Annotated in this window: 19 protein-coding genes; 9 read left to right on the top strand and 10 right to left on the bottom strand. The window is 69.5% G+C overall.

Annotation, left to right across the window (positions count from 1 at the left end; genetic code table 11):
- The first annotated feature begins 8 nt into the window (after nucleotides 1-8).
- On the top strand, nucleotides 9-1,763 hold the full coding sequence (locus tag G9C85_RS06855; protein ID WP_166038220.1) for a CARDB domain-containing protein: 1,755 nt from the start codon (nucleotides 9-11) through the stop codon (nucleotides 1,761-1,763).
- Nucleotides 1,764-1,948: 185 nt separating this feature from the next.
- Nucleotides 1,949-2,182: a hypothetical protein gene (locus tag G9C85_RS06850; protein WP_166038218.1), complete on the top strand. Its 234-nt coding sequence runs from the start codon at nucleotides 1,949-1,951 to the stop codon at nucleotides 2,180-2,182.
- Between the two features lie 24 nt (nucleotides 2,183-2,206).
- Here G9C85_RS06850 and G9C85_RS06845 read toward each other — a convergent pair whose 3' ends face one another.
- Nucleotides 2,207-3,139, bottom strand: a complete 933-nt coding sequence (locus G9C85_RS06845; protein ID WP_166038216.1) for a DMT family transporter — start codon at nucleotides 3,137-3,139, stop codon at nucleotides 2,207-2,209.
- Nucleotides 3,140-3,279: 140 nt separating this feature from the next.
- Between G9C85_RS06845 and G9C85_RS06840 the strand changes: the two genes are divergently transcribed.
- Nucleotides 3,280-3,903 carry a reverse transcriptase-like protein gene (locus G9C85_RS06840; protein ID WP_166038214.1) on the top strand — a complete coding sequence of 208 codons (624 nt, stop codon included), beginning with the start codon at nucleotides 3,280-3,282 and terminating at the stop codon, nucleotides 3,901-3,903.
- Nucleotides 3,904-4,151: 248 nt separating this feature from the next.
- Here G9C85_RS06840 and G9C85_RS06835 read toward each other — a convergent pair whose 3' ends face one another.
- The 3 genes from G9C85_RS06835 to G9C85_RS06825 form a co-directional block, all read right to left on the bottom strand.
- Complete coding sequence (locus G9C85_RS06835) at nucleotides 4,152-4,625, bottom strand: hypothetical protein (RefSeq protein ID WP_166038212.1); 474 nt, start codon at nucleotides 4,623-4,625, stop codon at nucleotides 4,152-4,154.
- Between the two features lie 198 nt (nucleotides 4,626-4,823).
- A complete protein-coding gene (locus tag G9C85_RS06830) occupies nucleotides 4,824-7,085 on the bottom strand; it encodes an NADP-dependent malic enzyme (protein ID WP_166038211.1) in 2,262 nt (753 codons plus the stop codon).
- Nucleotides 7,086-7,180: 95 nt separating this feature from the next.
- Entirely contained in the window at nucleotides 7,181-8,257 is a 1,077-nt protein-coding gene (locus G9C85_RS06825) for a Xaa-Pro peptidase family protein (protein WP_166038209.1), read from the bottom strand.
- Between the two features lie 122 nt (nucleotides 8,258-8,379).
- Here G9C85_RS06825 and G9C85_RS06820 point away from each other — a divergent pair, with 122 nt between their 5' ends.
- On the top strand, nucleotides 8,380-9,003 hold the full coding sequence (locus G9C85_RS06820; protein ID WP_166038208.1) for a hypothetical protein: 624 nt from the start codon (nucleotides 8,380-8,382) through the stop codon (nucleotides 9,001-9,003).
- 29 nt (nucleotides 9,004-9,032) lie between these two features.
- On the opposite strand, the gene G9C85_RS06815 is transcribed toward G9C85_RS06820, so the two are convergent.
- From G9C85_RS06815 to G9C85_RS06800, 4 genes are all read right to left on the bottom strand, one after another.
- Nucleotides 9,033-9,542, bottom strand: a complete 510-nt coding sequence (locus G9C85_RS06815; protein WP_166038206.1) for a GNAT family N-acetyltransferase — start codon at nucleotides 9,540-9,542, stop codon at nucleotides 9,033-9,035.
- A gap of 95 nt (nucleotides 9,543-9,637) precedes the next feature.
- Nucleotides 9,638-10,294 carry a metal-dependent hydrolase gene (locus tag G9C85_RS06810; protein ID WP_166038203.1) on the bottom strand — a complete coding sequence of 219 codons (657 nt, stop codon included), beginning with the start codon at nucleotides 10,292-10,294 and terminating at the stop codon, nucleotides 9,638-9,640.
- A gap of 84 nt (nucleotides 10,295-10,378) precedes the next feature.
- Complete coding sequence (locus G9C85_RS06805) at nucleotides 10,379-11,302, bottom strand: cation diffusion facilitator family transporter (protein ID WP_166038201.1); 924 nt, start codon at nucleotides 11,300-11,302, stop codon at nucleotides 10,379-10,381.
- Between the two features lie 249 nt (nucleotides 11,303-11,551).
- Nucleotides 11,552-12,085, bottom strand: coding sequence for an HIT family protein (locus tag G9C85_RS06800; RefSeq protein ID WP_166038199.1), 534 nt, complete (start codon nucleotides 12,083-12,085; stop codon nucleotides 11,552-11,554).
- 309 nt (nucleotides 12,086-12,394) lie between these two features.
- Here G9C85_RS06800 and G9C85_RS06795 point away from each other — a divergent pair, with 309 nt between their 5' ends.
- Entirely contained in the window at nucleotides 12,395-12,595 is a 201-nt protein-coding gene (locus G9C85_RS06795; protein WP_166038197.1) for a hypothetical protein, read from the top strand.
- 266 nt (nucleotides 12,596-12,861) lie between these two features.
- On the opposite strand, the gene map is transcribed toward G9C85_RS06795, so the two are convergent.
- Together map and G9C85_RS18825 are read right to left on the bottom strand one after the other, a co-directional pair.
- Nucleotides 12,862-13,758, bottom strand: a complete 897-nt coding sequence (gene map, locus G9C85_RS06790; RefSeq protein ID WP_166038195.1) for a type II methionyl aminopeptidase — start codon at nucleotides 13,756-13,758, stop codon at nucleotides 12,862-12,864.
- A gap of 353 nt (nucleotides 13,759-14,111) precedes the next feature.
- Entirely contained in the window at nucleotides 14,112-15,038 is a 927-nt protein-coding gene (locus tag G9C85_RS18825; RefSeq protein WP_166038194.1) for an isoaspartyl peptidase/L-asparaginase, read from the bottom strand.
- Nucleotides 15,039-16,110: 1,072 nt separating this feature from the next.
- On the opposite strand from G9C85_RS18825, the gene icd reads away from it, so the two are divergent.
- The 4 genes from icd to G9C85_RS06765 all read left to right on the top strand — a co-directional run bounded on the left by icd (nucleotide 16,111) and on the right by G9C85_RS06765 (nucleotide 19,857).
- Nucleotides 16,111-17,388 carry an NADP-dependent isocitrate dehydrogenase gene (icd, locus tag G9C85_RS06780; RefSeq protein WP_166038192.1) on the top strand — a complete coding sequence of 426 codons (1,278 nt, stop codon included), beginning with the start codon at nucleotides 16,111-16,113 and terminating at the stop codon, nucleotides 17,386-17,388.
- Nucleotides 17,389-17,617: 229 nt separating this feature from the next.
- Nucleotides 17,618-18,334 carry a zinc ribbon-containing protein gene (locus tag G9C85_RS06775; protein WP_166038190.1) on the top strand — a complete coding sequence of 239 codons (717 nt, stop codon included), beginning with the start codon at nucleotides 17,618-17,620 and terminating at the stop codon, nucleotides 18,332-18,334.
- 70 nt (nucleotides 18,335-18,404) lie between these two features.
- The gene (locus tag G9C85_RS06770) at nucleotides 18,405-18,920 is read left to right on the top strand and encodes a GNAT family N-acetyltransferase (protein WP_166038188.1); all 516 of its coding nucleotides are present in this window, start codon (nucleotides 18,405-18,407) and stop codon (nucleotides 18,918-18,920) included.
- A 97-nt stretch (nucleotides 18,921-19,017) separates the two neighbouring features.
- On the top strand, nucleotides 19,018-19,857 hold the full coding sequence (locus G9C85_RS06765) for a hypothetical protein (RefSeq protein ID WP_166038186.1): 840 nt from the start codon (nucleotides 19,018-19,020) through the stop codon (nucleotides 19,855-19,857).
- Nucleotides 19,858-19,867 lie beyond the last annotated feature (10 nt).

The following is a 19,867-nucleotide window of genomic DNA, read 5'->3' as shown; positions in this document are numbered from 1 at the left end:
TCGCGCCAGTGTCGAAGACTCGTCGCACGTCGAAGGGCCCCTATCGGCCGACGCGTGACCCCCAGGTGCTGTTGCTCGTCGGCATCGTCGTCGCGGTCGTCGGCCTGTGGGTCGTCGGCGTGATGTCGCCGGCGACGCTCGCTGGCGGCGAGAGTTCGCCGGTGTTTCCGTTCGGCGACCAGAGCGAGGACGGGCAGGTGTCGGTGTCGGTGAACGCGTCGACGGTCTCGCCGGGCGAGTCGGTCGCGGTGACGGTATCTGTCGACCGGCGGCCGCGCAGCGGTGCGTCGGTGGTCGTCGCGGGCGAGTCGCACACGACGGGCGAGGACGGAACGGTGGTTGTGTCGCTCGCGGAGCCGGGGACGTACGACGTCGCGGCGACGGGTCCGGACGGGAACCGGACGGCGTCGACGACGGTGCGCGTCCGCCGGTACGAGACCGAACTCGTTGTGTCGACGCCGCGGGGCGTGGTGACGAACGAGTCGGTGCCGGTGCGGGTCGGGCGCGCGGACGGCGGACCGGTGTCGGCGACGGTGTCGGTCGCGGGCCGGACGGTCGAAACGGGCGGGGACGGCGTGGCGAACGTGACGTTCGACGCTGCAGGCGAGTACGAGGTGCGGGCGTCGCGCTCGCCGACCGACCGGTACCGGTTCGTGGACGGGACGGCGACGGTCGCGGTCGACCGACGGCCGGTTCGACTGCGGGTTGCCGTGAACGAGAGCGCGCCGCGGGTCGACGACCCGGTGGCGGTGTCGGTGACGCGACGGGACACGGGGGCGGCGGTGAACGCGACGCTCTCGGTCGGGACCCGGACGATATCGACGGGCGCGGACGGCGTGGCGAACGTGACGTTCGCCGAAGCGGATCGAGTCGGCATCGAGGTTCGTGCGAACCGGACGCCAGCGGTGCGATTCCTCGCCGCTGAGACGCGGGTCGACGTCGAGCGGATCCCGGTGAACCTCTCGGTGTGGGTGTCGCCGAACCCGGTCCGGGAGGGCGAGCGCGCGCGGTTCGTCGTGCGCCGGACGGACACCGGCGAGCGCGTCGCAGCCAACGTCTCGCTGTTCGGGACGACGTACGCGACCGGCTCCGATGGCCGGGTGTCGTTCCCGTTCCACGTCCCGGGCGACGCGACGGTTCGAGCGACGAAGGCCTCGACGGTACGCGAGCGATACCGGTCGGCGAACTCGTCGTTCCGCGTCGAGGGCCCCGAAATCGTCCTCGAGTCGCTGTCGGTGCCGGCGTCGGCGCGCGCGAACGACGCGATGCGCGTGAACGCGACGCTCTCGAACGCTGGCACCGCCGACGCGACGGGTGACGCGGTCGTTGTCGTCGGCTCTCGGACGACGCGCGTCCCGACGTCGGTCGCGGCGGGCGAGACGACGACGGTCTCCTGGCGCGTCCGCACCCCGGACGCCACCGGGAATGTCTCGGTCTCGGTCGCGTACGAGGAGGTCGCGGCGACCCGTACCGTCGATCTCGTCGACTCCGAGGCGAACGAATCGACTGCGACGAACGAATCTACTGCAACGAACGAATTGACTGCAACGAACGAGTCGACTGCGACGAACGAGTCGATTGCGGGGAGGGAGTCGACTGTGCCGAACGAACTGCCGACCGCGACCGCGTCGAGCGTTGGCCCGACGGCGAGTGCGCGCGGGGAGCGCGCACCGGGAGCGACGAGCGCGCGCGAGACGCCACGGACGGCGATCACCGATGCGAGCGCAGCCTTCAGCGCAACGACTCCGATCCTGCGCGAGTAGCGACCACCTACGTTCGGCTTGTAGTCCAGTTACAACGAGCGGCGTTGTGACGTTTGTAAAACGTCTCGGCCGCTCTCGACCGTTCGTGAAACGTTTTACTGTTGACCTGTGGGGTGTGAAGAGAGGCGAAACGGGTCGAATAATCGCGCCATTATATGCGCCAGTCGGTCGATGCGTGAACTACGATGCCCTTCCCGCTCCCGGACTCCCACGCCCTCCCCGGTTCGCGGCGCGTCACTCGCTCAGTACTCAAGCCGGTCCGCGTCCTCGGCTTCTGGACCGCCGTCGCCCTCCCGTTCCTCCACATCCCCCTCCTGCTCACGGGTCTGGACGGCGCGTCGGACACGTTCGCGTTCCTCGCACTCTTCGTGTTGAACGTCCTCGCCCTCCTCGTCGGACACCCGCACGGTGAGGCCTGAACTCGCCTCGGAGTCCAACCCCCGTCAGGACCCGAGCACGTCCCGGAGCGAGGCCACTTCCGCGCGAAGCGCACTGCGTTTGACGACCGCGAACCCGGCGAAGATGACGAGGAACCCGACGACGGTGTACGGCGTCGGTACCTCCCCTCGGACCGCCCACCCCGAGAGCGCCGCGAAGATGGGCGCGACGTAGCTCACCATGTTGATCTCGATCGGGCCGAGGCGGTCCAGGAGGTAGAAGTACAGGAGGAACCCGAGCGCGGACGCGGCGAGCGCGAGGTATGCGAGCGACACGAGCGCGCCCGTCGTCCACTGGACGCCGAACGTCTGCGTCTCGCCCATGGCGAGGCTGACGACGTGCATGAGTACGGCGCCGCCGGTCATCGACCACGCCTGCATCGTCTCGATGGGGAGGTCGGCGTCGGGGACCTTCGTCAGGACGCTCCCGAGCGCGAACGAGCCCGCGGCGAGGAACACGAGCGTCTTGGCCACGGCACCGCCGGCGAGCAGGTTCGCGGGGTCGGGCCTGACGAGGACGACGACGCCGACGAGGGACAGGAGCGTGCCGCCGACGGTCGCGGCCGTCACCGGTTCGTCGGGGATGAACACGCGCGAGAATCCCGTCGTGAGGACGGGCGAGAGCGCGACGAGCACGGCCGCGGCGGCGCTCGTCACGGCGGGGTCGGTCTCGCCGACGAACAGCAGCGCGTGGTACGCGGCGATCATGAGGGTCGCGCCGGCGGCGACCGTCGCCCACTCGGCGCGACCGCTCGGGATCCAGTGGTCGACGCGCCAGGCGGCGTACGCGAGCATGATGACGCCCGCGACGTCGTACCTGAGCGCCGCGAACAGGACCGGTGGGAGTCCCGCCTCGAGACCGGTCTTGATGGCGAGGAACGCGCTCCCCCAGATCGCGGCGAGCAGTACGAACAGCGCGACGTCTCGATACCGGCTCACGTGGGTAGCGACGACTGGCCGTGGCGTGAAGCCTTCGATTCGAAGGGGTGTCTGCCGGTACCGAAACTCCGGGCCGCTCGCGCGTGCCATCGAACCGCACGGGGGATGGATTTAAGTCCGCGAATATCGTTCCGTCGCACATGGCCGCTCACGGCCGTCCCGCGCTGCGGGATCTGTTCGACGAGTCGCCGACTCCTCACATCGCACACCCGCCCCGGACCCACCACCGCGACTTCTACGTGGCGACGGACGGGTCGTTCCGCGCGGACGACGACGGTGGGATCGGCGCCGTCATCGAGACTCGCGACGGCGAGCGCGTCGCTCGCATCGCCGCGAGCGACGACGCCCCCGACAACAACGTCGCGGAGTACCGCGCACTCCACCTCGGGCTGGACGTCGTCGCCGAACGCGCACCCGCGTCGGCGAGCGTCGGCGTCCTCGTGGACCACGACGAACTCGCCGCGAACGTGAACAACGCCGTCCTCGCCGGCCGGCACCCCGACTGGCAGCCGACAGCAAGCATCGACGTCCCGCGCGCGAGCCAGTTCCACTGGCGCGGTATCCGCGCCCGCGTCTCCGGGTTCACCGAGTGCCGCGCCGCGCGAATCCACTCGGCGGACAACCCCGCGCATCCGCTCGCGAACGCACCCCGCGAGTACGCGCACGTCAACGACGAACCCGACCGGTGCGTGATCCCCGAGTCCCCGGGTTCCGGCCCGCAGTACCCGCCGCCGAGCCGCGCCGACCGCCACGCCTCGGACTAGACACACCCACCTTTTGTCGGGCCGCTCCCTTCGGTCGCGGCCCGCAAAACGTGGGCGAAAAGGGGACGCGTAAGCTCGCGTTCCGAGTCTTCTTCATGGGCGTCGACGACGGCGACGCCCGCGAGGTCGCACGACCACCTTTTGTCGAGCCGCTCGCGGTCCACCCACGGACCCGTCTCTCGCTCTCGATTCGCTACTCCCGCAGGAGGACTCACGCAGCGATCGCCGGTGCTACCGGCGATTCGGCCCTACGCGACGACGGACACCGTCGTCTCGTCGACCAGTTCGAACACCGCCTGTTCGCCCGGCTCTACGGTCTCGCGGACGAGCGTCGCGTCGTCGACCGCGAGCGCGAACACGAACGACTCACCGCGCGAGAGGAGTCCCGAGAGGTACGCGCGTTCGCCGTACGCCATCGAACGCACGCGGTCGTGGACGACCTCGCCCGTCTCCGCGCGCGTCAGGCGGAACCGAACGGACGTCTCGCCCGACGCCGTCGACACCACCTCCAGCGTCGACCGCGGCGCCAGGTCGTCGCCGTCCTCGCTCGTCCCGTCACCACTCGACGAACCCTCAGCCTCTGCCTCGCCCGACGACGCACCCGCGCCGTCGAGTCGATCGGGTCGATTCACGACCGACTCGAACTCGTCCGCACGCGACGCACCAACCACTCCGGCACACACCACGCTCACGCCCGCCGCCACCAGTTCCCGTCGCTTCACACCATTACAGACGAACCCCACTGCGAAAAACCAGCCGAAGGCACAAACGCCCCTTTGACTCACCACGTACCAACGTTTGTCGACCCGCTCGCTTCGGCTCACGGGCGATGCCCGTTCGCCATCGAGGCGACTGCGTCGCCTCGCTACGCTCGGTCCGCGCAAAACGTGGGCGAAAAGGGGACGCGTAAGCTCGCGTCGTTAGTCTTCTTCCTGGGCGTCGACGACCGCGACGCCGGCCAGGTTCACGATGTCCTTGACCTCGTCGCCGCGCTGGAGGACGTGCACGGGCTTGTCCATCCCGACGAGCATCGGGCCGATGGCGTCCGCGCCGCCGAGGCGCTGGAGGAGCTTGTACCCGATGTTCCCGGCTTCGAGGTTCGGGAACACGAGCACGTTCGCCGGCCCCTCCAGGTCGCTGAAGTCGTACGTGCCCTCGAGGATGTCCTCGACGACGGCGGTGTCCGCCTGCATCTCGCCGTCCACGGGCGCGTCGAACTCGGGGTTCTCGCGGAGCATCTTCGCCGCCCTGCGGGGCTTCCTGGTGCCGGGGTTGTCGACGCTCCCGAAGTTCGAGTAGCTAAGCATCGCGACCCTCGGGTCGACGTTGAACTCGCGAGCGAGGTCCGCGGTGTGCTCGGCGACCTCCGCGAGCACCTTCGCGTCCGGGTCCTGGTTCACGGTCGCGTCCGCACAGAATATCACGCGGTTCTTGAACGTCAACATGTATACGCCCGCCGCGTAGTCCGCGTCCTCGGCGGTCCCGATGACCTGCAGCGGCGGCCGGAGCGCGCTCGGGTAGTGATGGGTCAGCCCCGTCATGAGCGCGTCCGCGTCGCCGGACTCCACCATCACGCTCCCGAAGTAGTTCGAGTCCCGACGCACGAGGTCCCGCGCCTCGTTCTCCGTGAGACCCTTGCGTTTACGGATGTCGTGCAGGCGCTTTGCGTACTCCTCGTACTCGTCGGCCTCCCGCGGGTTCGCGACCTCCGGCTCGAAGTCCAGTCCGAGCCGCTGAGTCGTCTTCGCGATGGTCTTCGGGTTCCCGATGAGCACCGGCTCCGCGATCCCTTGCTCCTCGAGCTGGTACGCCGCCCGGATCATCTTCTCGTCGGTCCCCTCGGCGAGCGCGATGCGCTTCGGGTCCGACTTCGCCTTGTTCAGGACGACGCGCATCATCTCGCGGGACTTCCCGAGGCGCGCCTCCAGGCGCTCCTCGTACGCCTCCAGGTCGACCTCGACGCGCGCACAGTCCGCGTCCATCGCCGCCTCCGCGACCGCGGGCGCGACCTCGAACAGCACGCGTGGGTCGAGCGGCTTCGGGATGATGTACTCCGACCCGAACTGCAGCGGCTGGTCGCCGTACGCCTTCACGACCGCGTCCGGCACGTCCTTGCGTGCGAGCTCCGCGAGTGCCTTCGCCGCCGCGACCTTCATCTCCTCGTTGATTTCCGTCGCACGCACGTCGAGCGCGCCGCGGAAGATGAACGGGAACCCGAGGACGTTGTTCACCTGGTTCGGGTAGTCAGAGCGCCCGGTCGCCATGATGACGGTGTCGTCCCGGGCGTTCTTCGCGGCCTCGTACCCGATCTCGGGGTCGGGGTTCGCCATCGCGAACACGATCGGGTCGTCGGCCATCGACCGGACCATGTCCTCGTCGACGAGCCCGCCGATGGAGAGGCCGACGAACACGTCCGCGCCCGCCATCGCGTCCGCGAGGTCGCCGCCGGGGACGTCGCGCGCGAACTCCTGCTTGAACTCGTTGACGCCGCCGTCGCGAGCGCGCTCGGTCGTGATGATGCCCGAGGAGTCGCACATCGTGATGTTCTCCTTCTTCGCGCCGAGCGAGACGTAGAACCGCGCGGTCGCGATCGCGGACGCGCCGGCCCCGGAGAACACGATGTCGAGGTCCTCGAGGTCCTTCCCGGCGATCTCGGCGGCGTTGACGAGCGCTGCACCGGAGATGATGGCGGTCCCGTGCTGGTCGTCGTGGAACACGGGGATGTCCATGGACTCCCGGAGCGTCTCCTCGATCTGGAAGCACTCGGGGGCCTTGATGTCCTCCAGGTTGATGCCGCCGAACGTCGGTTCCATCGCGTCGACGGCTTCGATTATCTTCTCGGGGTCGTCCTGGTCGAGTTCGATGTCGAAGACGTCGATGTCGGCGAAGCGCTTGAAGAGGACGCCCTTGCCCTCCATGACGGGCTTGGATGCCTGTGCGCCGATGTCGCCCAGTCCAAGGACGGCGCTGCCGTTCGAGACGACGCCCACGAGGTTCCCCTTCGCGGTGTACTTGTACGCGTCGTCGGGGTCGGCGGCGATGTGCTCGCAGGGTGCGGCGACGCCCGGCGAGTACGCCAGCGAGAGGTCTCGCTGGGTGTTCGTCGGCTTCGTCGTCGATATCTCCAGCTTCCCGGGTGGGTCCTCCGCGTGATAGTCCAGTGAGTCCTCGTCGAGTCCCATGCCAGAACCCACCGTCGGGGCGGACTAAAAGGTAATCGAAAGGAACATTCGACGTCCGTCGAAAGGCATGTGGCGGTTTCGAGACGGAGCCCCGCTCAGGCGTCGTAGGTCGCGGGCCGGTCGAGGGAGACGTCGAACCCGACGGCGTCGGCCTCGATCGTCGGCCAGTCGTCGGTCGTCGTCAGCGGGTCGAAGCCGTCCTCGTCGACGAGCACGGTGCCTTCGCTCTTGGCCCCCTCGACGGTCGGATTCCACGCGTACCCCTGCGGGAGGTGGACGGGTTCGGTGCTCGTCGGCGTCGCGATCCACTCCCGGCCGGCGTAGCCGGCGGCGCCGCCCTGGTGGTGCTCGCGCCACTCGTCGGGCCACCCGACCTCGGCGTACGCGTCCTGTACGGCCTCAAAGACGTCCGCGGCGGTGCCGTCCTCGCGGCCGACCGCGCGCGTCGCGGCGAGCGCCGTCGTCTCGACGCGCGCCGCCGCCGCGTGGCGCTCGGCGAGCCACTCGGGCGCGTCGAAGTCGACCGTCCGCGTACACGAGGCGTACAGGCCGTCGTCGTACGCCGTCACCGATATCGCGGCGTAGTCGCCGAGCTGGCTCTCGGTGGGCGTGAAGTGCCGGTACGGGCCGACGCGGTCGGCGCCACCGACGAGTACGACGGGCGCGGTCAGTTCTCGCACGGAGAGCGCGACCGAGAGCGCGGACGCGACCTCGCCCTCGGTGTCCGTCGACTGCAGCTCCTTGCACACTGCCTCGACGGCCGCGGCCGTCCGTCGGCCGACGTCCGCGTACGCCTCCCGGTCGCGGTCCGAGAGCGGCTGGCGGAGTGCGCTCGCGTCCACGCCCCCGAACCCGGGGACGTCGACGTCGGCAGCCGCCGGCTGGCTCGCGACAGCCGCGACCGCCTCCGACAGGTCTCGTTCGTGCCACGGGTACGACACCACCGCGACGTCCTCCGGGAGCTCCTCGTCCCGCAGGCGCTCGGTCTCGTTGTTCGGCGCGACGACCGTCACGCCGTCGCCGTCGTAGCCCGCCGCCGCAACGCCGACGCCGGCCTCGCGGTCGACGCGACTGTCGCCGCCGGTGACCCACGCGAACCCCTCCGGGCGCGCGAACCACACCGACGCCAGTCCCTCGGCCTCGAGGTACTCGTCGAGTCGCCGTCGTTCCATGCTCGGAGTCTCGCCCGCCGCCGCCGTAACCCCGTCGGTTCGTGCACTCGCCCCGGCGACCAGTTGACGACCTGCCAGCTAGCCCCCGGTTTATTACCGCGTGGTTCCGACTGACATCCGATATGTGTGCACGTTCGACGACGCGCGACGGCACGGGTACCGGGCAGGGAGCCATCCGCAGCGGCATCAACGGGTCGACCGCGATCAGGGGAGCAGCTGCCGGTGCAAGCGCGTTCGTCGCCTCGTACCTCGTCTCGTTCCTCCTCTGGACGTTCGTCGAACTCCCCGACCCCGACAGCTTCGGGGAGGCGTTCAACCAGGCTGTCCTCGGTGCACTCCGCGATACCGTCCCCGCCTGGAAGGCCGCGGGCTACGTGCTGTTCAACGCGCAGTTCGTCGAACTGACCTACGAGGGCGCGCTCACCGAGTCCACGTTCAGCGTCATCGACCTCGCGAGCGGGTCGGCGCTCGCGCTCGCGTACGTCGTCCCGCCGCTGTGCCTCGCGGCCGCCGGCTACCTCGCCGCGTCCTCGCCGAGCGTCCGCGGCACCAGCCAGTCCGCCGTCGCGGGCGCGCTCGTCGCCATCGGCCAGCTCGCGCTCGTCGTCGTCGGCGCCCTCGTCTTCGCCGCCGAGGGCGACGGCGCGAGCCTCGGCGTCTCCCTCCCGAACGCCGTCATCCTCGCCGGGGTCGTCTACCCCGTCGCGTTCGGCGCGATCGGCGGCGTCGTCGCCGACGCGACCTGACCGGGGCGACGCGAGCGTCGCGACAGTCGCTACAGTTCCTTCGCGACCATTTCGCCCCAGTGCGCGAACCCGTGGCGGTCGTAGAACGCCTTCGCGCGCTCGTTCTCGCGGTCGACGTCCAGTACCAGCCTGTCGAGCGGGAGCGACTGGTCGCGCGCGAGCGACACCGCGGCGTCCACGAGGTCGTCCGCGACCCCGGTCCCTCTGGCGTCGGGGACGACGAACACCTCGTTGAGGACGGCGGCGTCCCACACGAACGCGAGGCGCTCGGGGAGCACGAACACGTACCCGAGAAGTGCGTCCTCGCCGGCTTCGTCGGGCGCGCTCGCGACCGTCACGCACCGCTCGTCGTCCCCGACGCAGCGCTCCACCCACGCGAGCCAGTCCGCGCGATACGCCGCCGTGAGCTTGTCCTCGTACGTCGCCTCCTTCGCGTCGTCGCCCGTCCCCGCGCCGAGACCGCGCTCGAACCCCGCCTTCAGCTCCCAGAGCGCGTCCCGGTCCCGGTTCGGGTCGTACGGTCGAATCGTGACGTCCATGCACGAAGCGTCCAGCGGCGCGACGACGAACCTTCCGGTCCCGGTAGCGACCGGGTCGCCTGCTGGGGCCGCCGCGGTCGTCGCTGGCGACCAGTTCACGCCCGCCGCTCGCGGACGTCCTCGACGACCCGGCTTGCGACGACGAGCGCGCCCGTGGCGACGAGCAACAGTTGCGTCCCCGAGTTCGCGAGCGGGAAGACTCGCTCCTCGACCACGGGTTCGCCCGACTGCCCGGGGTCCCTGTCCGCGCCCGTGTAGTACTGGCGTTCCCTCGACGACCCCAGGTTCGCGTCCTGTACTGGTTCCTCGTTCCCGAGGTCGACGAACGTCTGGACGAATCCCTTCCGGTCGCTGAGGTACGTCTTCCCCGTCACCTCGTAGAACTGGTCGTGCACCGGCCAGAGCACGTTCACGCCGTTCGTGACGAGGTCCGGCCCGATGCCGGCGAACGCGACTGCGACCACGGAGACGCCGGCGACCCGCGGTGCCGTCTCACCGACGCGCGCTCGCAGGAACGACTCCTCGCGTCCCCAGGCGTCCCACGCGACGACCGCGCCGAGAACCAGTGGGAGGAGGACGGTGTGGAACGCAGACCGATGCGCGCCGAGCACCACCCACCCGAGGAACGTGTCGAGGTCGACCGCCGCGACGGCCACCAGCACGACCGCGATCGCGCGCGGCGAGAACGCCGCCCCGAGGAGCGCACACCCGACCAGCCCACCGAGTGCCACGTGAACGAGCGTCGAAGGCATACCCCCAGCCAGGGGCGGCGACGACAAAACGCTAACCCGGTCGGACCAGTCACGGCCGACGCGTCGACGACGTCCGCGGAGCGCTCAGTCCTCGCGGCGACCCTCTGCGAGCCGGTCGACGTCCGCGTCCGCCTTCCACTCGCCGAGTTCCTTCGGGTCGACGTGGACGAACACGTCGTCGACCTCGGGGAGGTCTCGGATCGCCTCCATCACGTCCGTCTCGATGTCGTGGGCCTCGAAGAGCGTGTGGTCGCCCTCGACCTCGATGTGGAGCGAGACGTCGACCTCCGGGCCGACGTAGTGCGCGACGACGTCGTGCGCGCCCTCGACCTCGGGGTGGGCGAGTGCGCGCTCGATTATCTCCGCGCGCAACGCTTCTGGCGGGGCGCTCCCGACGAGGTAGCCGACGTTGTCGCGGACGATCTCGACGCCCGTGTAGAGGACGGCGAGCGCGACGAACCCCGCAGCGATGGGGTCTAGCAGTGGGTAGCCGGCGCGGACGCCGAGCACGCCGACGAGCGCCGCGCACGCGGTGAGGACGTCGTTGCGGTTGTCGAGCGCGGCCGCTTTCAGCGCCGGCGAATGCGTCTCCTGCCCCTTCGCGTACACGTACCGATAGAGGACGTACTTCGTGACGGCGGACGCGACCAGGATACCGACCGCTGACAGCCCGAAGTCGACGGTCGTCTCGCCCGCGAGCAGCGCCTGCCCGGCCTGGTAGAGGATGGCGCCGCCGGCGGCGAACACGCCGGTCGCGACGAACAGCGCGACGAACGGCTCGATGCGCTCGTGGCCATGGGGATGCTCGAAGTCGGGCGGCTGCGTGGTGAGGTAGAGTCCGACGATCACGAACACGCTGTAGGCGGCGTCCGCGAAGCTGTTGACGGCCTCGCCGCCGACGGCGAGACTCCCGCCGTCGAGGTAGACGACGGTCTTCCCGACGGCGAGCGCGAGGTTCACGGCGAGGACGAGCGCACCCACCCTGCGCATCGTCGTCGCGTCACTCATCGCGTCCGGCTACGGCGTGGGGTGTCAAGGGCGTGTCGACTCCCCTGCTCGCACGAGCGTACGGCGACCGCTAGGTCGCCGTTTCTGGGTGTATTTGCCCGCACGAGCATACGGCGACCGCCAGGTCGCCGTTTCGGAGTGGAGCTGCCCGGACGAGCGTACGTCTCCCGTCAGGGAGCCGTTTCGGAGTGGAGCTGCCCGCACGAGCGTACGGCTCCCGGCAGGGGGTCGTTTCGTGCGTCGGCTGCGTCAGAACTGGACGTAGCCGGCGTCGGCGACGGTCGCGTCGTCTTGGGCGGCGAATGCGTCGTGGAGGCGGTCGTAGGTGTCGGTGACGGCTTCGACGATGACGGTCGTGTCCGAGAGGACGGGCATGAAGTTCGTGTCGCCGGTCCAGCGGGGGACGACGTGCGTGTGGAGGTGGTCGTCGATGCTGCCGCCGGCGGCGCTTCCGCCGAGGTTCTCGCCGGCGTTGTAGCCGTCGGGGTCGAACGCGTCGTCCATCGCGTCGATCGTGCGCTGTTTGAGGCGGGCGTGTGCGAGCAGTTGGTCGTCGTCGAGTGCGCGCCAGTCGCCCTCGTGCGCGGCGGGGATGACCATTGCGTGCCCGGGATTGTACGGGTAGTTGTTGAGCATGACGACGGCGTCGTCGTTGCGTGCGACGACGAGCGCGTTCCGGGCGTCGTCGCGGTTGGGGAACTCGCAGAACACACAGTCGACGTCTGGGTTCTTGTCGTCGCGTTCGACCCACTCGATGCGCCACGGCGCGAACACCTGGTCCATACGCGGACATGGGGGGTCGTGGGTTTGAAACCACGCATCGACCGCGATCTAAAGGGCCGCCGCTCCGCCGCTCGAAAGTAAAATTTCGTGGACATTAACCAGCCCATAACTACGTGAAAACCATTGACAACCGACTGAGATGCTTTCCGTTAGCGCCGGACGAACGCCCGAGAGGGTGTTTTAGACGGTATAGAACTATCTCTTGCCTTCGAAGCCACCTACGGCGGTCCCGTCTGCTATTTTTCGCCCTTCCGCTACGAAAACCGACGAATCGATTTATTACCAATCGGGGTAACATGTGGTTTGTAGATGGCAACGACTGACAACTCCTTCGACGGCCTGACGGAGCACTGCACCGACTGCGACACCAACACGCTGCACCAGGTGTCCGTGCAGATCCGTACAGAGAGCCTGAAGGAGGAAAATGCGGAGTTCTCGCGCGAACCCTACCGCGTGGCCGAATGCCAACGCTGTGGGAATCGCTCGAGCCAACGCATGAACAACGCCTGACGCATCGGTGGGCACGGGGGTGTCCAAGACAGACCAATCGCCGCCGGCACTGGGGTGACGGCGGCAACACGATTTTTTGGAAAAGGTGGCCGCACGAGCATACGGCGACCGCCAGGTCGGCGTTTCAGGGGGAAGGTGGCCGCACGAGCATACGGCGACCGCCAGGTCGGCGTTTCAGGGGGAAGGTGGCCGCACGAGCATACGACGACCGCCAGGTCGACGTTTCCGAAGTGATATCGCGTCGACTGTGACTCTGGGTGGCTGTCCTATCGCGAGCGCGTGGTGATCTCGCAACCGTCTTCGGTCACGATGATGGTGTGTTCGCGTTGGCTGACGAGGCACCCGTCTTCTTCTTTCAGGACGGGGTAGCCGTGGACGATGTCGTTCATCTTCAGGCGGCGGAGCGCCATCTCGGGGCGCGAGACGTCCAGCCAGCGCGTCGCGAACGGGAGCGTCTTGAACTCCTCGGTGATCTGCTCGAGGGCCTGTCGGGCGCTCCGGTCGCGGACGGATGCCTCGCGTTCCAGCATGTAGATCTCTTCTTGCTGGCCTTCGGAGACCTTCCCGGAGCCGTCGGTCGCGAACGGCTCGATGGCGACGACGTCGCCCGCTTCGAGCGTCGCTCCCTGGGAGACCGCGCGGTTCGGGATGGTCGGCGACGTGTGCTGTTCCCAGTGCCCGAGGCCGTGGCCGGTGAGGTTCACGACGGGATTGTAGCCGTAGCCGTCGATGACGTCCTCGATGGCCGCGCCGATCTCGCCCGCGTCGACGCCCGCTTCGACGACGTCGAGGCCGGCGTCGAGCGCCTCTTCGGCGGCCTCGACGAGCTCCTGGTTCCCCGAGAAGTCGACGGTGACGGCGGTGTCGGCGAGCCAGCCGTCGATGTGCACGCCGATGTCGAGTTTCACCATCTCCTCGCCGACGACGCGGTCGTCGTCCGGGCCGGCGGCCCCGTGTGCGGCCTCCTCGTCGACGCTCACGTTCACGGGGAACGCCGGCGTCCCGCCGAGTTCGCGGATGCGGTCCTCGGTCCACTCCGATATCTCGAGGTAGCTCGTGCCGACCTCCAGGCGGTCGGCTGCCTCGTCGCGTACCTGCGCGAGGATCTCACCGGCCTCGCGATGCTTCTCGTACTGCTCGGCGTCGAGGTCGACGTCGCTCATGCACCAGCGTACATCAGTCGGCGAGAAAGAGGTTGCGTCTCCGCATCGACGGCCGGCAGTCTCTCCCGCGGTTGGCGCGGGTCAGTCCTCTGCGATCCACGCGCAGTCCGGGCAGGCGTCCACGCCCTGGACGTTGATGGTCCGTGTGTCGCATTCGGGGCAGACTTCGCCGCGGAACTGGGGCTGTTCGAGCATATCCCTATATCGAAATCGACGATGATAAAGATGGGGTACGACGATAGTCGAAATCCTCGTACGAGTGCCGTCGCGTCGGTGCCGTTTCGCGACGGATGGCGACGGGTTCACGTCGCGACGTCGCCAACGGCGCGACGAACGTGGCCCGCGGTATCGCGTTACTCGATGGCCACGGCGGTCTGCATCCGCTCGGAGTTGTACGCGCTCCCGGCGTTGCCGTCGGCGTCGAGCACGATGAGGCCCGCCGACGAGCCGGTGAGTTCGCCGAACTCCTCGATGGCGAGGCTGGCGGCCGCGTCCGCGTCGCGGCCGGCCTCGACGTGCCGGACAGCGCGTCGCGCGAGCGTCGTGCGTGCGATGTCCTCGCCGGCGCCGGTCGCGCTCGCACCGCCCGCGGGCGCGCAGTAGAACCCGTTCCCGATCTGGGGGACGTCGCCGACGCGACCCGCGAGCGCGAACCAGCGCCCGCCTGTGGACGTCGCGGCGGCGAGCCGGTCGCCGTCGCGCGCCACCGCACCGACCGTGTCGTGGTCGGTGTGGTCGCGGCCACACTCGTCGTCCCCGTCGCGGCCGGCGCTCCCTGGGTCGGTCGACGCGCGCTCCATCCCGCCGAACCGGTCGGCGAGCCACGCGAGGTGTTCGCGCGGCGACCCCGAGGGTGGGTCGGCGTCGTCGAACTTCTCGCGCGTGCGCTCGGTGTGGAGGTCGACGTCGGTCTCGACGCCGTACGCGTCGGCGAGCGAGACGGCGTGCTCGCCGGAGACGAGGACGTGCGGGGTCTCCTCGAGGACGACGCGCGCGGCGCTGACGGCGTGCTCGACGCCGGGCATCGAGCACGCCGCGCCCGCCGCGCGGTCGTCGGTCATGACGCCAGCGTCGGTGCGGACGACGCCGTCGGACTGGACCGCGCCGCCGACGCCGGCGTTGAACCGCGGCGACGACTCCAACTCGTGGATAGCCGTCTCGACCGCGTCGAGGGGCGTCTCCGCGGCCGCGCCCGCTGCCGCGGCGTCGTCGAGCACTCGCTGTCTGGGCTCCGGGTCGTCGGGGGCGCTGCCGGCCCCGCCGTGGAGGATGACTTGCACGACCGGGGACGCGGCCCGCGGCGATTTAATGGTTGCCGCTCGGGCTCGGCCGGAGTCGGGACTTCCGGCTGCGGGAGCGTCGAGTCGTGGGCCACGATCAATTCGGCCCCAAAGTACTTGACGTGTGCTAACTGTTGTCTTGGATGTGATGCGGACAATACGCTTGCGACGACCGTGACGTCGTCCGCGCGACCACGACGCAGCGGGCGACACCCACGAACGCACCGACCGACCGCCGACCAACGGGCCTCCGACCAACGACGCCCGCGGTGAATCACCTGCACCGCGGTCACCGTTCGAACCCGAACCGGCACGAAGTCGACCGCCGCGGCGAATTGCCTGCGCCGCGGCCGCCCGTACCGCATGCCGACTACCTCGACGCGAGACGCCCGCGGTGAATTGCACGCACCGCGGTCGACCCCACGAATTCGCACAGCCGACGATCGAGACCACGAAACGCACAGACCCGGACCGGAACCACGAACCGTACAGACTCGAACCGACACCACGACGCCGACCCGCGACCCCCGCGGTGAACCGCCTGCACCGCGGCCGACTCGCACCGAACCCCGACCACCCCACGACGGAGACGCAGACGTCGTGGCCGACCACGCACGTCCCCCGGTCCAACGCGGCGCAGGCCACGCCGCAGCCGACCGGGCCCACACCACCAACCAGCATCGACCGCCGACCGGTACCGCACGCACACCACATTCCGACCGTCGTCCGCGAACGACCCGCCGCTCGACCCCGATCCGCCGTTCGACGCCCGACCCGCCGTTCGACGCCCGAACCGACGCCGCGCTCGAAGCCAGTTGCCTGCCGATCACGTCGCCGCAGTCGCGCTGATTCGTCGCTGCTATCGTCGTCGCCGTCGTCGCCACAGTTGCGCCGACCACGTCGCTGCCGCCGGGGAACTCGTCGCCGCGACCGTGCGCTGTTTTCGCCGTGACCGACCCGTGAAAACCACCCCACCGACCGGTCCGTGAGTCGGCGCGAACTCCCCGACACCGCAGGTCTCGCGAGCAAATGATAGCCCTTTTAGGCGGGTATTCCGACCATCTAACCGACTATGAGCCACGAGTACGAGAAGGTCGACGTGCCGTCGGACGGCGAGCCGATCGAAGTCGTCGACGAGGAGGCTGACGAACTCGACATCCCCGAGAACCCCATCATCCCCATCGTTCACGGGGACGGTATCGGGAAGGACGTCGGACCGGCAGCCCAGAAGGTGCTCTCCGCCGCCGCGGACGCGACCGGCCGCAACATCGAGTGGATGCGCGTCTACGCCGGCGAGTCCGCTCGCGAGCGCTACGACGAGAACCTCCCCGAGGACACCGTCCGCGCGATCGACGAGTTCCGCGTCGCCATCAAGGGCCCGCTCACGACACCCGTCGGCGCCGGCTTCCGCTCGCTGAACGTCGCGCTCCGCCAGACGCTGGACTTCTACGCGAACGTCCGCCCCACGTACTACCTCGACGGCGTCCCGTCGCCGATGAAAGCGCCCGAGGAGATGAACATGGTGTCGTTCCGCGAGAACACCGAAGACGTCTACGCCGGCATCGAGTGGGAAGCCGGCACCGACGAAGTCGAGCAGGTCCGGGACTTCGTCGAGGACGACATGGGCTTCGACGACGTCATGCACGAGGGCGAGATCGGCATCGGCCTCAAGCCCATCACGGAGAAGGGCAGCAAGCGCCTCGTCCGCAAAGCGATCGACTACGCGATCGAGCACGACCGCGACACGGTCACGCTCGTCCACAAGGGGAACATCATGAAGTTCACCGAAGGCCAGTTCTCCGAGTGGGGCATGGAGGTCGCCGAAGAAGAGTACGACGACGACGAAGTGTTCGCCGCACCCGACTCGCTCTGGGAGACCCAGGACGAGATCGACATCCCCGAGGACGCCGTCATGGTCGAGGAACGCCTCGCCGACGCGATGCTCCAGTGGATGCAGCTCCGCACCGACGAGTTCGACGTCCTCGCGATGCCGAACCTCAACGGCGACTACCTCAGCGACGCCGCGGGCGCCCAGATCGGCGGCCTCGGCATCGCACCCGGCGCGAACTTCGGTGACGCGCGCGTCCTCGCCGAACCCGTCCACGGCAGCGCCCCGAAGCGCGCCGGCCAGGACCAGGCGAACCCGAGCGCGCTCATCCTCTCCGGCGAACTCATGTTCGACTACATGGGCTGGACGGACGCCGCCACGCTCGTCCGCGACGCCGTCGAGGAAACCATCTCCAGCGGCGTCGTAACGTACGACTTCGCCCGCAACCTCGACGACGCCCAGAAGGTCTCCACGACCGAGTTCGCGAACGAAGTCATCGAGAACATCGAAAAGCTCTCCTGAGCTTTTCGAGCGCCCGGAAATCTTCGATTTCCGGGAATATCGAGCGACTCTCGTAGAGCCGCTCGTCCTTTCGCGGCGGAGCCGCGAAAACATCGAGAAACTGTCGGAGGCGGTTTCTCGTAGAGCCGCCCCGGTTTTTCTCTCCGTTCTTCGACGCGCGTAGTCGGTGGGCTGGCGCGTGCGCGGCGAGTCGGTAGCGGTTTGGGCGCTCGGTCGTTTGCTGTGGACGATGGACGACGCGGGAGACGGTGTTGGGTTCGAGTGGCGCTGCGAGCACTGCGGGGACCGCTCGCCGAAGCACAATCCGCCGTGTTCGAACTGTGGGGGGATGCAGTTCGAGCAGGTGCCGGTGAACTCGGCTGCGGACGTCGAGGCGGCGGAGTCGCTCGTGCCGACGACGCGGCGCGCGCTCCTCGGGTACGGCGCGGCCGGTGCGGTGGCGGCCGTCGGCGGCGGCTACCTCCTCTGGGACGCGTACACGCCGCCGGAGATCCCCGACGCGCCCGGGAACAGCGAGCGCGCGGGCGGCATCTCGCTGTCGGCCGCGGCGGACGAGATTCTCGCGGCCGTGAACGACCAGCGAGAGACGCCGCTTTCCGCGACCGAGTCGGCGCGGTCGGCGGCGCGGTACGCGACCGCGTACACGGTCGTCGAGGGCGACGGGAGCGCGCGCGAGCTCTACGGGCGACTCGACGAGTTCCGCATCGGTCGGTTCCAGGTCGTCCGCCGCGTCGTCTCCGGCGACGGCTCCCAGCGGGGCATCGACGGGTTCGCGGACGCGGACGCCGTGGCGTCGACGTTCGTCGAATCGTTCTTCGCGAACGACGACGTCCGCGCGTTCCTCCTGAACGAGCGGTTCTCGAACGCGGGCGTGGACGTCCACGTCGACCCCGACGGCGACGTGTACGCGTCGATGGTGGTCGCGACCGGCGGCGGACTCGTCTGACACCGGCCGCGGGCGGCGAGTGGATTCCGGGAGCGAAACCCCTTCGGTCGTCGCCGCCGTCGCCTCTCGCATGACCGACGTACGCGTGACGACCGCCGACTCGGACGGCGAGCGCGAGGACGCGTTCGCCGTCCGGCAGGCGGTGTTCGTCGACGAGCAGGACGTCGACGAGCACCTGGAGTGGGACGACTGGGACGACGACGCGGCGACGACGCACGTCGCCGCGTACGCGACGGCCGTCGAGGCGGTCGACGTCGAGGACGACGTGGACGAGGGCGCCGACGCGGACGCGATCGACCGCGAGCGTCCCGTCGGCGCCGCCCGACTGCGGCCGAAGGACCGCGACGAGGCGGCGGTGGGGAAGGTCGAGCGCGTCGCCGTCGTCGAGTCGGTCCGCGGCACGGGCGTCGGACGGGCGCTGATGGACGAACTGGAGGCCGTGGGTCGCGACCGCGGGTTCGACGCGTTCCTCCTGCACTCACAGACGCAGGCCGCAGGGTTCTACGAGCGACTCGGGTACGAGCGCTTCGGCGACGAGTTCGACGAGGCGGGCATCCCGCACGTGAAGATGCGAAAGGACGCCTGAGCGCCGCGGTGCGACCGCGAGCGGACGCCGCACTTGAGCGCGCGCCGCGCCCGCTCCGGGGAGGAGACTTACGCCGGTCCGACGAGAAGGCGGTGGCGTGCCGTCCAGACGCTCGCTCCTCCGAGGCATCGCGGCGGGAGTGCCCGCCATCCAGCCTGCCGGCCGATTCGATACTCGAACCGGGTCGCGCGACGACCGCGCCGACCGCGCTGACGCCGACGAGGACGCCGTGACCGTCGGCGTGGCCGTGCATCGCGTCCCCTCGATCGACGACGCCGTCTACCGGCGGGTCCGGCGGGCGGTCGACAGCGGCGTCGAGCAGGTCGCGCGGAACGCGAACGCCGCGCTCGACCGGCGCGTCGACCACGACGTCGTCGCGGGTGCGACGGCCGGCGATCGGACTGTCGTGACGAACACGAGCCAGGCGGTGTGGGAGTCGACCGCGGACTGGCTCGACGCGACCGACCGCCGGGACCCCGACGCCCTCCACCTGATGCTCGTCGACGCGCCGTTCGGTCAGTCGATCGGGTACGGCGGGAATCGCACGCACCTCCTCGACGGCGGGCCGGTGTCGTTCGCGAACGTCGGCGCGACCGAGCGCTGGGACGACGCCGCGGTCACGGCCAACATGGCGATACACGAGGTCCTGCACGGGCTCGTCACGCCGTCCGAGGCGCGCGAGGTCGTCGACCGCGGCTGCGAGCACGACCTCGGCGCGGTGATTCCGGTCGGCGACGGTCGAAGCGGCGCCATCGCGACGCCGCTCGCGACCGCGTACGCTGAGACGACCGCCGGCGGCGAGACCCAGTGGCCGGGGTCGGGCTGTCTCGGGCGGTTCTCGCGGGACGTCGGCTACGACCCGGACTGGTGGGGGCACACGTACGCGCTGTCGCCGGCGACGCTCGACGCGACCGCACGGTACGTCGCGCGCCTGTAGGGCCGTCGGC

Origin of the sequence: Halorubellus sp. JP-L1, from assembly GCF_011440375.1 — an archaeon.
GTDB lineage: Archaea > Halobacteriota > Halobacteria > Halobacteriales > Natrialbaceae > Halorubellus.
The sequence above is the reverse complement of the archived record's forward strand: the minus strand, read 5'-3'. Positions and strand labels throughout refer to the sequence as shown.